This is a genomic window from Jiangella anatolica, from assembly GCF_003236295.1.
GTDB lineage: Bacteria > Actinomycetota > Actinomycetes > Jiangellales > Jiangellaceae > Jiangella > Jiangella anatolica.
Map to the genome: position 1 here is coordinate 23,656 of NZ_POTW01000068.1, position 13,747 is coordinate 37,402.

Annotated in this window: 10 protein-coding genes; 2 read left to right on the top strand and 8 right to left on the bottom strand. The window is 72.7% G+C overall.

The window, feature by feature from the left end; all coding sequences use genetic code 11:
• Positions 1–165 precede the first annotated feature (165 nt).
• From xylB to dnaG, 3 genes are all read right to left on the bottom strand, one after another.
• Positions 166–1,554: a xylulokinase gene (gene xylB / locus C1I92_RS22990; RefSeq protein ID WP_111256988.1), complete on the bottom strand. Its 1,389-nt coding sequence runs from the start codon at positions 1,552–1,554 to the stop codon at positions 166–168.
• 49 nt (positions 1,555–1,603) lie between these two features.
• Positions 1,604–2,254, bottom strand: a complete 651-nt coding sequence (locus C1I92_RS22995) for a DsbA family oxidoreductase (protein ID WP_111256989.1) — start codon at positions 2,252–2,254, stop codon at positions 1,604–1,606.
• 238 nt (positions 2,255–2,492) lie between these two features.
• The gene (gene dnaG / locus C1I92_RS23000) at positions 2,493–5,369 is read right to left on the bottom strand and encodes a DNA primase (RefSeq protein WP_111256990.1); all 2,877 of its coding nucleotides are present in this window, start codon (positions 5,367–5,369) and stop codon (positions 2,493–2,495) included.
• A 67-nt stretch (positions 5,370–5,436) separates the two neighbouring features.
• Between dnaG and C1I92_RS23005 the strand changes: the two genes are divergently transcribed.
• Entirely contained in the window at positions 5,437–6,237 is an 801-nt protein-coding gene (locus C1I92_RS23005; protein ID WP_111256991.1) for an Fpg/Nei family DNA glycosylase, read from the top strand.
• A gap of 40 nt (positions 6,238–6,277) precedes the next feature.
• Here C1I92_RS23005 and C1I92_RS23010 read toward each other — a convergent pair whose 3' ends face one another.
• Positions 6,278–7,504: a deoxyguanosinetriphosphate triphosphohydrolase gene (locus C1I92_RS23010; RefSeq protein ID WP_111256997.1), complete on the bottom strand. Its 1,227-nt coding sequence runs from the start codon at positions 7,502–7,504 to the stop codon at positions 6,278–6,280.
• Positions 7,505–7,583: 79 nt separating this feature from the next.
• Between C1I92_RS23010 and lhgD the strand changes: the two genes are divergently transcribed.
• Positions 7,584–8,786 carry an L-2-hydroxyglutarate dehydrogenase gene (gene lhgD / locus C1I92_RS23015; RefSeq protein WP_111256992.1) on the top strand — a complete coding sequence of 401 codons (1,203 nt, stop codon included), beginning with the start codon at positions 7,584–7,586 and terminating at the stop codon, positions 8,784–8,786.
• 71 nt (positions 8,787–8,857) lie between these two features.
• Here lhgD and C1I92_RS23020 read toward each other — a convergent pair whose 3' ends face one another.
• The 4 genes from C1I92_RS23020 to C1I92_RS23035 form a co-directional block, all read right to left on the bottom strand.
• Positions 8,858–9,469, bottom strand: a complete 612-nt coding sequence (locus tag C1I92_RS23020; protein ID WP_111256993.1) for an LPXTG cell wall anchor domain-containing protein — start codon at positions 9,467–9,469, stop codon at positions 8,858–8,860.
• A gap of 177 nt (positions 9,470–9,646) precedes the next feature.
• On the bottom strand, positions 9,647–10,366 hold the full coding sequence (locus C1I92_RS23025; RefSeq protein ID WP_111256994.1) for an LPXTG cell wall anchor domain-containing protein: 720 nt from the start codon (positions 10,364–10,366) through the stop codon (positions 9,647–9,649).
• 98 nt (positions 10,367–10,464) lie between these two features.
• Positions 10,465–13,185, bottom strand: coding sequence for a pyruvate, phosphate dikinase (gene ppdK / locus C1I92_RS23030; protein ID WP_111256995.1), 2,721 nt, complete (start codon positions 13,183–13,185; stop codon positions 10,465–10,467).
• 222 nt (positions 13,186–13,407) lie between these two features.
• Entirely contained in the window at positions 13,408–13,662 is a 255-nt protein-coding gene (locus C1I92_RS23035; RefSeq protein WP_111256996.1) for a hypothetical protein, read from the bottom strand.
• Positions 13,663–13,747: the final 85 nt, after the last annotated feature.

The window sequence follows — 13,747 nt, forward strand, 5'->3', positions numbered from 1 at the left end:
CGGCACCGTCGCGGCGCCACAGCCGGGCCGCACCCCGCGACCCGTCGCCACCGTCCGCCGAGCCGGCGACGACCCGCCGTTCCGGCCGGTGCCCACATCAGCGCGGCCGTGCGGGCGTCGGCGTCGGCTAGCCGCTGCTCGCGCGCCGCCGTCACCAGCCGCGGGTCAGCCGTGCAACCGGACGCGCGCCTCGGCGTAGGCCTGGCGGACGCTGCCGCTGCCGCCGTCGCCCACTGGCTCGACCGTGGTCTCCACCTCCAGCGGCCAGTCCGGCGGGGTCGCGGCGCCGGAGAGCGCCCACGCCGCCTGCCGGGCGGCGCCGAGCGCGACGTACTCGCCCGGGGCCGGGACCAGCACCGGCGTGCCGAACACCTCGGGCGCGACGGCGCGGACGGCGGCCGACCTGGCCGCCCCGCCGATGAGCAGCACCCGGCGGACCTCCACGCCCTGCGCCGCCAGCGCGTCGACACCGTCGGCGAGCCCGCAGAGCATGCCCTCGACGGCGGCACGGGCCAGGTTCTGCGGGGTCATCGCGGCGCGGGTGAGGTTGACCAGCGAGCCGGTGGCGTCCGGCAGATCCGGCGTGCGCTCGCCGTCCAGATACGGGAGCAGCACCAGCCCGCCGGCCCCGGACGCGGCCTCGAGCGCGAGCCGGTCCAGTCCGGCGAGGTCGGTGCCGAGCAGCGTCGCGGCGGCGGTGAGGACACGGGCCGCGTTGAGTGTGGCGACGAGCGGCAGGTGCCGGCCGGTGGCGTCGGCGAATCCGGCGACGGTGCCGGTCGGGTCGGCGACCGGCTGCTCGGACACCGCGAACGCCGTCCCACTCGTCCCGAGCGAGACCACGACGTCACCGGGAGCGAGCGTCAGCCCGAGCGCGGCGCCCATGTTGTCGCCGGTGCCGGGCGCGATCGCCGCACCGGCCGCCGTCGACCCGGTCACCTCGGCGGGCGACGCGACCCGGGGCACGCCGATCGGCCGGCCGAAACCGAGTTCCAGCAGGTCAAGACGGTACTCGTTGGTCGCCGCGGACCAGTAGCCGGTGCCGGAGGCGTCGCCGCGGTCGGTGACGGCCTCGGCCGGCTGGCCGGCCAGCCGCCAGCTCAGGTAGTCGTGCGGCAACATGACCTGCGCGACCCGGGCGGCGTGGTCCGGCTCGTGCCGGGCCAGCCAGCGCAGCTTGGTGACGGTGAAGCTGGCGACCGGCACCAGGCCGACGGCCTCGGCCCAGGCCGCGGGGCCGCCCAGCTCGGCGGTCAGGTCGCGGGCGGCGCCGGCTGAGCGGGTGTCGTTCCAGAGCAGCGCCGGCCGGACGACCTCGCCGTCGTCGTCGAGGACGACCATGCCGTGCTGCTGCCCGCCGACGGCGACCGCGGCGGCCCGGTCCAGCAGCCCGTCGCCGGCGGTGCGGAGCGCGTCCCACCAGGCCTGCGGGTCGACCTCGGTGCCGTCGGGATGATCGGCCCGCCCGGTCGCCACGACGGCGCCGTCGTCGGCGTCGACGAGGACGACCTTGCTGGACTGGGTGGACGAGTCGATGCCGGCGACGAGGGTCATGCCCGCATCATGCCCGTTGCGGTGGCGTGTCCGCGACGGCGGGATCGGCTCAGGCGGTCGCGGCGACCGCGCGGCGGTAGGCCTCGGCCAGCGCGCCGTCGAACACCTCGACCGGCTGCGCGCCCGACACCCCGTGCGTCCGGCCCATGACGAAGAACGGCACGCCGCTGGCGCCGAACTGCCGGGCCAGGTCGATCTCGGCCCGCACGTCGTCCGCGTAGTCGTCGCCGTCGAGCACCCGTCGCGCCTCGTCGGCCGGCACGCCGACCTCGGCCGCCAGCCGGACGACGTTCTCGGGCGTGCCGAGGTGCACGGACTCGATGAGATGGGCGCGCATCAGCCGCTCGTGCAGCTCCGGCCCGACGCCGTGCTCGCGGGCCAGGTGCGCCACCCGGTGCGCGCCGAACGTGTTCGCCACCCTGGCGGTGTCGAGGTGGTAGTCCAGGCCCTCGGCCGCGGCCAGCGTCGTGACCCGCTCGTTCATCTGGACGACCTGCTCGGCGCTGACGCCGTACTTCGTCCGCAGGCTCTCCGACACCGGGCCGTCGGCGCCGGGCGGCGTGGACGGGTCCAGCTGGAAGCTCCGCCACACGATCTCGACGTCGCCGGCGTGCTCGAACCGGCCGAGCGCGGTCTCCAGCCGCCGCTTGCCGATGTAGCACCACGGGCAGACGAAATCCGACCACACCTCGACCAGCATTCTGGCGTTCTCCTCGCGTTGTCGTGGTTCCGGCGCCGGCGCGCTCAGAGCGCGCAGAAACCGTCGGCGCACTCGCCGGCATCCGCGGCGCCGGCGTCACCGAGCACGATCAGCCCACTCGGAGCCTCGTCGGTCGTGGTCGCCTCGTCCCGGGGTTCGCTCATGATGGTTGAAGCGTCAACGGGTCCCGGCGCATTCCCCGATTCCGGGCGGCGCCGGCCGCGGGCGCCACGCAGGGTCAGCCGGTCGCGCCGATGCCGCGTTCGCGCAGGTCGCGGCGGTGCTTCTCCAGTGCCATCAGCTCGCCGAACAGCCGGTTGTAGACCTCGACCTGCGCCGACGGGTCGGTGCGCTGGAGCTTGGCCTTCAACGCCACCAGCTGGCGCGACACCCACACCTCGTGCAGGCGCAGGACGACCGAGCCGGCGTAGCGCTGGACGGCGCCCTCGTCGACCGGCATGGCCTCGACGGCGAGCTGGGTGACGATGTGGCGGGCAGACTCGTCGGGGGCGACGGCGAGGACGGCCTCGACCCACTCGTGGCCACCGGCCTGGGTGGCGCAGCCGCCGGCCTTGGCGACGCTCTCGCGCACGCTGCGGTAGGCCGGCGACAGGAACGCCTCCGGCCCCAGATCGTCGAACGTCGGGCCGGCGAGGGCGGGCCGCTGGACGGCGATCCGCAGCGCAGCGCGCTCCAGTTCCAGCGTCTGCGGGTCGACGTTGCCGTGGAACGGCACGCCGAGCGCCTGCTGCCCGGGTGGCACAGCGGCGGCACCGGCGCCGCGGCGGCCGGCACTGCCGGCGCCGCGGCGGTCCGGCACCCCGGCGGCGCCACGGACCCGGGCGACGACGTCGCGTTCCCAGTTCTCCGAGTGGCCCAGCGGCGGGCCGACCCAGCCGGAGAGGCGCACGGCGTACTGGTCGCGGACGGCGCGGTCGCGGATCCGGGCGATGAACGGGATCGCCCGGTCCAGCGCGTGCGCCCGGCCCTCGGCGTTGTCGAGGTCGTACTCGTCGATCATCGTGCGGATGGCGAACTCGAACAGCGGCCGGTGCCGCGCGACCAGCTCCCGCACCCCGGGGTCGCCGGAGGTCTGCCGCCGCTCGCACGGGTCGAGGCCGTCCGGATCGATCGCGACGTAGGTCTGCCCGACGAAGCGCTGGTCGCCCTCGAACGCGCGCAGCGCCGCCTTCTGCCCGGCGGCGTCGCCGTCGAAGGTGAAGATGACCTGGCCGCGGTACTCGTCCTGATCGCGCAGCAGCCGGCGCAGGATGCGCGCGTGGTCCTCGCCGAACGCCGTCCCGCAGGTGGCGACGGCGGTGGTGATGCCGGCCAGGTGGCACGCCATGACGTCGGTGTAGCCCTCGACGACGACGGCCTGGGAGGTGCGGGCGATGTCCTTCTTGGCGAGGTCGACGCCGTAGAGGACGTGGCTCTTCTTGTAGATCGGCGTCTCGGGGGTGTTGAGGTACTTGGCCTCGATGCGGTCGTCGTCGAAGAGGCGGCGGGCGCCGAACCCGACGACGTCGCCCATGAGGTCGTGGATGGGCCAGACCAGCCGGCCGCGGAACCGGTCGTACGGCGCGTTCCGGCCCTGCGCGACGAGGCCCGCGGTGATCAGCTCGTGGTCGGTGAACCCCTTCTGCCGCAGGTGCTTGCGCAGCACGTCGCCGCCCTGCGGTGCGTAGCCGACGCCGAAGCGCTCGGCGGCGGCGTGGTCGAACCCGCGCTCGTCGAGGAACTGCCGCCCGGCCACGGCCTCCGGCGACGCCACCAGCGCCTCGGCGTAGTACTCCGCCGCCGCCCGGTGCGCCTCGACCAGCCGGGTGCGCTGCTCACGGTTCTGCCGCGGGCCCGGCCCGGTCCCGGTCTCGTCGTAGCGCAGCTGCATCCCGACCTTGTCGGCCAGCCGCTCGATCGCCTCGGTGAACGACAACTGGTCGATCTTCTGCACGAAGCTGATGACGTCGCCGCCCTCGGAGCAGCCGAAACAGTTCCCGGTGAGGATGTTGTCAGCGAGGACGAAAGCGTGGCCGTCCTCGACCTCGGCGCAGAATACTTCCTCGACTCGATCGGTCGCCTCTACTGACTGAACGACCCAGCCTCGGCGGGTGTACTTCTTGTGTGCCGAGACAAAACGCTGCTTGTGCTCGTCGAGGAGGAAGAACTCCTCAGTGAGGTCCTCGTTGACGAGATGGACCCTGTAGAGATCGCTGGGGTCACGACCTTCGAAGCCTCGACGACTCTGCTTGGTAATGCCGAATGTACCGATTCCCAATCGTGTGCACAGCGTGCGCACGAATTCGAGATGCTCGCGACGTGCCGAGTTCAGGATGACCGTGCCGTCGGATGCCACGCAGCCGTCCGCGGCGAAGTAGCCCGCGAGCCAGCCGTAGAGATACGGCTTCGACTCGTCCAGGCTCGGAAGCTCCTTGAAGAAGCGCGGCAGATGATGGACCAAGATGTTGGGTCCGGAGGCGCTCGTATGGCTGTTGGGGAACCATTTGAGCAAAGCCAGATCTTTGGGTGGGCACAGCAGAGCCATCGAGCCGGTCCCATTGCGGGTTCCGTCGCCGAACGTGATGCCATGCGCGATTCCAAACGGTGACGGCGTGGTACGGGCGATGCGCGATCGCGGGTAGGTGTAGGCAAGTTTCGCGCCCGGGCGCAGGTCCTTGGTCAGCACCTCGCGGGTGGACTTCAGCGTGGCACCCGCACGGACGAACCATCGATGTTCGTCGGTGGCGAAGATCTCCTTGACCTGACGATTTCGGGTCAGCGTGATCTTGAGCAGCGGCTGGACGCCGTATGACTTGAACGGGGCATCGACCCAGTCGGCATGGCGGTTGAGGACGCGATGTGTGCCGCCCGCCAGCTCACGAATCGGCCGGGGGCCGTCCCAGGTGAGCACCTCGGTCTCCCCGGCCAGGCAGTGGAAGAATCCGCGGGCCGGGGTGACATGGAACGACGGCGACTTCTCGTCGTGGAACGGGCACAGACCCTTGAGCGACCCACCGCCGGCATTGCGCAGCGCGACGTACTCGCCGACGATGACGTCGATCCTGGCGCGCTCGCGGATGGCCGCGATGTCCTCGTCCCGGATTCGACCTGCCACGCGCAGAGTCTACGTCCGCCGCCCGTTCCCGGCCCATGTGACCGGCCGTCCTGGGTATGAGCAGGGCATGCCCGAGCTTCCGGACGTCGAAGCGTTCCGCCGCGTGCTGCGCCGAGCGGCCGGCGCCCCGATCGAGCACGTCGAGGTGCTGGACCCCGGCGTGCTCCGCGGCGTCGACGCGGCCGAGCTGCGCGACGCGCTCACCGGGACCGTGTTCGCCACCCCGAGACGGCACGGCAAGTGGCTGATCGGACCGGTCCGCGCCGGGCCCCGGCACCGCCGCGACGAGCCGAGCGTCGTCTTCCACTTCGGCATGACCGGCTCGCTGACCTGGGTCGACGGCGATACCGAGCGGCACCCGCACGACCGCGTCGTCATCCGCTGCGGGGCCCGCGAGCTGCGCTACCGCGACCTGCGCAAGCTGCAGGGCATCCGGCTGATGCCCGACGACGACGGCGTCGGCTCACTGCTGCGCGACCTCGGGCCGGACGCCGCGCACATCAACCCCGCCGAGCTCGGAGCGCGCCTCGCGCGCCGCCAACGCACGCTCAAACCGGCGCTGACGGACCAGGGCGTCGTGGCCGGGCTGGGCAACCTGCTGGCCGACGAGATCCTCTGGCGGGCCCGTGTCCACCCGCGCCGCGGCACCCGGGACCTCACCGACGCCGATCGCCGCCGCCTGCACCGCACGATGACCATCGTCCTGCGACGGTCGTCGCGCGTGGGTCGCGTGCCCGGCTGGGACGACTGGCTCACCGGACACCGCGACGACCGCAACGGGGCCTGCCCGCGCTGCGGGACGCCGCTGCGGCGCACCCGGCTCGGCGGCCGCACGACGGTCTGGTGCCCGCACTGCCAGGCCGAATGACGGCCGGCAGCCCGCCGCCCGGCACGGCCGGGCGGGCGGCTCAGCGGGTGAGCTGCGCGTGCAGGGCGACGGCGGAGTCGTCGGTGAGGGAGGCGACCTGGTCGACGATCACCCGCAGCCGCGCGGCGTCGTCAGCGGCGCCCGCCCACGACTCCTGGAAGGCCGGCTCCAGCGACCCCGGCGCCCGCAGCCGCAGCGCCGACACGAGCTCCTCGATCAGCTCCCGTTGCCGGGCGTAGATCGGCGCCCGGTCCGACGCCGTCATGACGTAGACGGCGGCCAGGCCCTTGAGCACGGCCACCTCGACCCGGGTCGGCCGCGGCACGACGAGGTCGGCGGCGTACCGGGTGAGCTGCCCGCCGCCGTAGGCCGCGTGCGTCGCCCGTTCGGCGGCGTCGCAGAAACGGCCGATCAGCTGGCTGGTCATGTCCTTCAACGCCGCCAGCGACCGCAGCCGCCCGTCGTAGGCCGCGACCCAGTACGGCAGCGCGCGCAGCCGGTCCAGCGCCTCGGTGACCTCGTCGGCCGCCGCGTCGGGCAGGTACCAGTCACGCGTCAGCACCGCGACCCGCTCCCGCTCGTCGGCGTCGCCGAGGCGCGACCCCGGCTGCAGCCAGCCGCCGACGATCGCGTCCTCGACGTCGTGCACGCAGTAGGCGACGTCGTCGGAGAAGTCCATGACCTGCGCCTCGAGACAGCGCCTTTCGTCAGGCGCCCCGTCGCGGAGCCAGCCGAACACCTCGGCGTCGTCGTCGTAGACGCCGAACTTGCCGCCGTCGCGCTCGCCACGGCGCCACGGGTACTTCGTCGACGCGTCGAGGCTGGCACGGGTGAGGTTGAGCCCGGCGGACCGGCCGTCGGGGTGGGCCGCCTTCGCCTCCAGCCGGGTCAGCAGCCGCAACGTCTGCGCGTTGCCCTCGAACCCGCCGATGCCGGCCGCGATCTCGTCCAGCACCTGCTCGCCGTTGTGCCCGAACGGCGGGTGCCCGATGTCGTGCGCGAGGCAGGCGGCGTCGACGACGTCGGGGTCGCAGCCCAGCTCCTTGCCCAGCTCGCGGCCGACCTGCGCGACCTCCAGCGAGTGCGTCAGCCGGTTGCGGACGAAGTCGTCGCTGCCGGGCGCCACCACCTGCGTCTTGGCCGCCAGCCGGCGCAGCGACGCGGAGTGCACGACGCGGGCGCGGTCGCGCTCGAACGCGGTGCGAGCCGCCCGCTTCGGTGGCTCGGCCGCCCACCGCTCGCGGTCCGCGTCGTCGTAGCCGCTCATCACCGCCAGAGGTTACGCTGCCCGGCGGCCGGGCGCGTTCGGTACCCTGGCGCCACCGTCACCTCGGGGGGAAGTGGCCATGAGTGGACCGTCCAACTTCGCCGTCGTCGGCGGCGGCATCGTCGGCGCCGCGGTGGCGCGCGCGCTGGCCCGCTCGTCCGACGCCGCCACCGTCACCGTGCTGGAGAAGGAGTCCGAGCCGGCCCGGCACCAGACCCGCCGCAACAGCGGCGTCGTGCACGCGGGCATCTACTACCCGCCCGGCTCGGCGAAGGCGCGGTTCTCCCGCCGCGGGGTCGGGCTGCTGCACGCCTACTGCGACGAGAAGGGCCTGACGTACGACGAGTGCGGCAAGGTGATCGTCGCCCTGGACGAGACCCAGCGCGTCCGCCTGGACGACCTGCGCGAACGCGCCGCCGCCAACGGCGTCCCCGGTGTGCGGATGCTCGACGCTGACGGGCTGGCCGAGCTCGAGCCGCACGTGCGCGGCGTCGCCGGCCTGCACTCCCCCACGACGGCGATCGTCGACTTCGCCGCGATCGCCACTGCGCTGCTGGCCGACGCGACCGACGCGGGTGCGACGGTGCGCACCGGCTTCGAGGTGACCCGGTTCCGCCAGTCCGACGACGAGGTCCGCATCACCGGCGCCTCCGGCGAGACGCTCGCCTTCGACCGCGTCGTCGTCTGCGCCGGGCTGCACTCGGACCGGCTGGCCCGGCTGGCCGGCGACGACCCGTTCCCGCGCATCGTCCCGTTCCGGGGCGAGTTCGCGCTGCTGCGGCCCGAGCGCCGGCACCTCGTCAACGGCCTGGTCTACCCCGTGCCGGACCCGCGCTACCCGTTCCTCGGCGTGCACCTGACCAAGCGGGTCGACGGCGAGGTGATGGTCGGCCCGAACGCCGTGCTGGCGCTGGCCCGCGAGGGCTACCGCAAGCGCGACATCGACCCGGCCGAGCTGATCCGGCTGGCCCGCTGGCACGGCTTCCGCCGGTTCGCCTGGTCCAACCGGCGCACGGCGGTCAACGAGCTGTACGGGTCGATGAGCCGGCGCCGGTTCGCCGCCGCGGCCCGGCAGTACCTGCCCGCGCTCACCGCCGACGACCTCGTGCCGGCGCCGTCGGGCATCCGCGCGCAGGCGATGGACGCCGACGGCACCCTGGTCGACGACTTCCGGTCCAGCCGGCGGGGGAACGTGCTGTGCATCCGCAACGCGCCCTCGCCGGCCGCGACCGCCTGCCTGGCGATCGCCGACGACATCACCGGCGAGCTGCTGGCGGACTGACCGGGCCGGCCCGGAAACGGATCGGGCGCCCGGCCCCACAGGGACCGAGCGCCCGACCGGACGAGCGGGTGTTACGGCTTCACGAACCGGGACCGCAGCGCGAGCAGACCGGCGATCAGCAGCGCACCGGCGGCCGCGAGCAGCAGGGTCGGCGAGCTACCGGTGTCGGGCAGTTCGCCGCCCGGCGACTCGCTGGGCGACTCGCTCGGCTCCACGGTCGGAGTCTCGGTCGGCGACTCGCTCGGGGTCTCCGTCGGCTCCTCGGTCGGAGGCTCCGTCGGCGGCTCGGTCGGCGGTTCGGTCGGAGGCTCCGTCGGCGGCTCGGTCGGGGGCTCCGTGGGCTCATCGACCTCGTAGCCGCAGGCGAACCAGTGGCTGATCCCCGGGAAGTTGCCGTTGTCCAGCGGCGGCGAGTGCAGCTCCGTCCACGGCGACTCGGTGCCCTCGACGACGTACAGCGTGTACGCCGGCCCGCCCTTCACGACGATGGCCGTGATGACGAACGAGTCGTCGAGCTGGGTGACGTCGAGGAACTGGTCGTCGTCGCCGTAGACGTCACCACTGAGGATGTCGTTGGCGGCGTCCTGGCCCGGGTCGACGTCGATGAGCGTCTCGCCCGGGGCGGGCAGGCCGGCCAGCTGGAACAGCGGTCCCCATGGCGATCGCCGCGCATGCGGCGGCAATGGTAGCGGTACGGCGCACGATGATGCCCGTCGAAATCAATTATTCACTGTATGACACAGGCCACTGCGGAGGCAGACGGACTATAACGGAGCCGGGTGGCCGCTGGCAACGCGCCATAGCACGACACGCCGGGCGCACGACCACGGAGGTCGTTCGCCCGGCGGCGTCGGCGATCGTTACGGCTTCACGAACCGGTGCCGCAGCGCGAGCAGGCCGGCGAGTAGCAGCACGCCAGCGGCGGCGAGCAGCAAGGCCGGCGAGCTACCGGTGTCGGGCAGCTCCGGCTCTTCAGGGGTCTCCGACGGCGTCGGAGTGGCGCTTGGCGTGTCCGAAGGAGTCTCGGACGGCGTCTCCGAGGGGGTCTCCGTGGGCTCTTCGGTCGGAGGCTCGGTCGGCTCCTCCGTCGGAGGCTCCGTGGGCTCCTCCGTCGGAGGCTCCGTGGGCGGTTCCGTCGGCGGCTCAGTCGGCGTCGTCGGCTTGATCTTGCAGATGGTGTAGTTGCTGATCTCGGCCGGCATGCCGGACGCGTTCACCGGAGCGAACAGGTGGGTGAGGTCTGGGCCAAGGAACAGGTTGGTCTGGTTGCCACCCTTGACCAGGACCGCCAGCTGGGCGTCGGCGGCCTCACCGGTATCGGTCAGCACGACGTCGAGCCACAGCAGGTCGTCGGAGATCGTGACAGTGAACCACGGGTGGGTGATGACATCGTCGTCGGTTGCGTCCTCGTCGGTCTCTTCCCAGTAGGCACCGGGGACGATGTCCTTGCACGACTGGACGTTGCCGTCGAGGATCTGGTCGGGCTCGTTGTGGTGGGCGGCGGCGGGAAGGGTGCCGAGCAGGGCGGCACCTATGGTCACGGCAGGCAAAACGGCAGCAAAGTACGCAAAACGGCGCATGGTGCCCCTCAAGTATTAAGACGCGCAAATTCGACTCAATCGGGCTGGAGGCTATCGGATCAGCCGACTCGGTCACAATGCGCCCCGCCCGTCCGTTCTCAGCGGCTGTCGCTGCCCTCCGTGGCCAGCGCCGCACGACCCGCCTCCAGACGCGCGACGGGCACGCGGAACGGCGAGCACGACACGTAGTCGAGCTTGATCGACTCGAAGAAGTGGATCGAGGCGGGGTCGCCGCCGTGCTCGCCGCAGACGCCCAGCTCCAGGTCGTGGCGGGTCTCCTTGCCCTCCCAGGCGGCGATCGACACCAGCCGGCCGACGCCGTCGGCGTCGATGGACTCGAACGGGCTGACGCCGAAGACGCCGCGTTCGAGGTAGGCCGGGAAGAACGTCGCCTCGACATCGTCGCGGGAGAAGCCCCAGGTGGTCTGGGTGAGGTCGTTGGTGCCGAAGGAGAAGAACTCGGCCGCCTCGGCGATCGCGTGGGCTGTCATCGCCGCCCGCGGCAGCTCGATCATCGTGCCGATCGGGAACCGCAGCTCGGTCCCGGTCTCGGCGGCGACCTCGGCCACCGTCGCCTCGGCCATGTCGCGGATCGCCTCCAGCTCCTGGACGGCGGCGACCAGCGGGACCATGATCTGCGGCCGCGGGTCCAGCCCGCGGCCCAGCAGCTCGGCGGCCGCCTCGGCGATCGCGCGCACCTGCAGCTGGAACAGCCCCGGCACGACCAGCCCGAGCCGCACGCCGCGCATGCCGAGCATCGGGTTCTGCTCGTGCAGCCGCTGCACCTCGGCGAGCAGGGCGGCGGCCTCGGCGTCGGGCGAACCGGTCGCCTCCGCGACGGCGACCCGGACCGACAGATCGGTGAGGTCGGGCAGGAACTCGTGCAGCGGCGGGTCGAGCAGCCGGATCGTCACCGGGTGCCCGTCCATCGCCTCCAGGATCTCGGTGAAGTCGGCGCGCTGCAGCGGCCGCAGCTCGTCCAGGCCCGCGTCGCGCTGCTCCGGGGTGCGGGCCAGGATGACGTGCTCGACGATCTTGCGCCTGGCGCCGAGGAACATGTGCTCGGTGCGGCACAGCCCGATCCCGGCGGCGCCGAGGTCACGCGCCCGGCGGGCGTCCTCGCCGGTGTCGGCGTTGGCCCGCACCTCCATCCGGCGGCGGGCGTCGGCGTGGCGCATGGTCCGCAGGACGGCGGCGACGACCTCCTGCCGGGCGACGTCGGCCCGCTCCCCCGATGCCGGAGCCGACGGCGCCGGCTCGGACCCGTACAGCGCGTCCACCACCGCCGACGGCACCACCGGCACGGCGCCGAGGAACACCTCGCCGGTGCCGCCGTCGATGGAGATCACGTCGCCCTCGGCCACGCGGACGCCGTCGGGCGTGCTGAACTCGCGCGCCCGCGGGTCGACCCGCAGCGCCTCGACGCCGACGACGCAGGTGCGGCCCATGCCGCGCGCGACGACCGCGGCGTGCGACGTCTTGCCGCCGCGCGAGGTCAGGACGCCGCGCGAGGCGACCATGCCGCGCAGGTCGTCGGGGTTGGTCTCACGCCGGACGAGGATGACGTCGTCGCCCTGCTGTGCCCACTCGACGGCCGTGGCGGAGTCGAACGCCGCCTTGCCGACGGCGGCGCCGGGGCTGGCGGCCATGCCGCGGGCGATCGGCGTCCGTGCGGCGGCCGGGTCGAACTGCGGGAACATCAGCTGCGCGAGCTGCGCGCCGGTGACCCGCGAGAGCGCCTCGTCCTCGTCGATGAGCCCCTCGTCCACCAGCTGGCCGGCGATCCGGAACGCCGCGGCCGCCGTCCGCTTGCCGACCCGGGTCTGCAGCATCCAGAGCTTGCCGCGCTCGATGGTGAACTCGATGTCGCAGAGGTCCAGGTAGTGCTTCTCCAGCGTCTCCATGATGTCGAGCAGCTGGCCGTAGGAGGTCTTGTCCAGCCGTTCCAGCTCGGCCAGCGGCAGCGTGTTGCGGATGCCGGCGACGACGTCCTCGCCCTGTGCGTTCGGCAGGTAGTCGCCGTAGACGCCCTGCTCGCCGGTCGCGGGGTCGCGGGTGAACGCGACGCCGGTGCCGGAGTCCGGCCCGAGGTTCCCGAACACCATCGCGACGATGTTCACGGCCGTGCCGAGGTCGTCGGGGATGCGCTCCTGACGGCGGTAGATGCGGGCCCGCTCGGTGTGCCACGAGTCGAAGACGGCGCGGACGGCGAGATCGAGCTGGGTGCGCGGGTCCTGCGGGAACTCGCTGCCGCTGTCGGCCCGGACGATGTTCTTGAACTCGGCGACGAGCTCCCGCAGGTCCTCGACGGTGAGGTCGACGTCGGACTCGGCGCCGCTGTCCTTCTTGCGGTTCTCCAGCGCCTCGTCGAAGCGCTCGCCGTCGACGCCGAGCACCGTCTTGCCGAACATCTGCACCAGCCGCCGGTAGGAGTCCCAGGCGAACCGCTCGTCGCCGGCGACGGCGGCCAGCCCGGCGACCGAGGTGTCGGTGAGGCCGACGTTGAGGACGGTGTCCATCATCCCGGGCATCGAGAACTTGGCCCCGGAGCGCACCGACACCAGCAGCGGGTCGGCCGCGTCGCCGAGCCGCTTGCCCATCCCGGCCTCCAGGGCGGCCAGGTGCCGGTCGACCTCGTCGGTGAGGCCGTCCGGCTCACGCCCGGTGGCCAGGTACGTGCGGCAGGCCTCGGTGCTGATGGTGAAGCCCGGCGGGACGGGGAGCCCCAGTGACGTCATCTCGGCGAGGTTGGCGCCCTTGCCGCCCAGTAGGTCGCGCTGGTCCTTGCTGCCCTCGGTGAAGTCGAATACGTACTGCACAGGCCGGCCCTCCGTGTGTCGCGTACGGCATCCATCGGGTGGATTTGCGCGGAGCCTAACGACGCCGGCCGGGTGCTCGTCTGGACCACATCCGGACCATTTCCGGCGACTGTGGCCACGCAGGCCCGATTCCCACGTGCGACCCCGATCCATGATCGGTGGCGCGTGATGCACGGCACACGTACTGGTACGCACCTCCCCTTACCAGTGGGCGGAGAGCCGTCAGCCGGGCGCGGAGGTGGACGTCCCGCCGGGGAGGTCCTCGCCGATGGTGTCGCTGAGCTGGTCGACGTTGAAGACGAGCCAGACGAAGATGCCGGCCGCGAGCGCGGAGACGACGATCGTGCCGAGGGAGAACTTCGAGTGCACGGCCCGGTAGATGACGAACACGATCGCGACGGTGACGGCGACGGTGCGCAGCACCGGCTGCAGGTCCACCGCGGTGGTGGACGCCCAGTCGAGGAGGCCGGTCTGCATGCCTCCACGATACGGACGCGTCCCATCCGCCGCTTCTGTTCGCCCAACACCCGGACGGCGGGCGGGGGCGGGATGCCGGCAGGGG

Excerpts from the sequence above, each read along its gene's own strand:
- xylB (WP_111256988.1), bottom strand. The coding sequence starts at position 1,554 with ATGACCCTCGTCGCCGGCATCGACTCGTCCACCCAGTCCAGCAAGGTC.
- C1I92_RS22995 (WP_111256989.1), bottom strand. The coding sequence starts at position 2,254 with ATGCTGGTCGAGGTGTGGTCGGATTTCGTCTGCCCGTGGTGCTACATC.
- C1I92_RS23005 (WP_111256991.1), top strand. The coding sequence starts at position 5,437 with ATGCCCGAGCTTCCGGACGTCGAAGCGTTCCGCCGCGTGCTGCGCCGA.
- C1I92_RS23010 (WP_111256997.1), bottom strand. The coding sequence starts at position 7,504 with ATGAGCGGCTACGACGACGCGGACCGCGAGCGGTGGGCGGCCGAGCCA.
- lhgD (WP_111256992.1), top strand. The coding sequence starts at position 7,584 with ATGAGTGGACCGTCCAACTTCGCCGTCGTCGGCGGCGGCATCGTCGGC.
- C1I92_RS23025 (WP_111256994.1), bottom strand. The coding sequence starts at position 10,366 with ATGCGCCGTTTTGCGTACTTTGCTGCCGTTTTGCCTGCCGTGACCATA.
- C1I92_RS23035 (WP_111256996.1), bottom strand. The coding sequence starts at position 13,662 with ATGCAGACCGGCCTCCTCGACTGGGCGTCCACCACCGCGGTGGACCTG.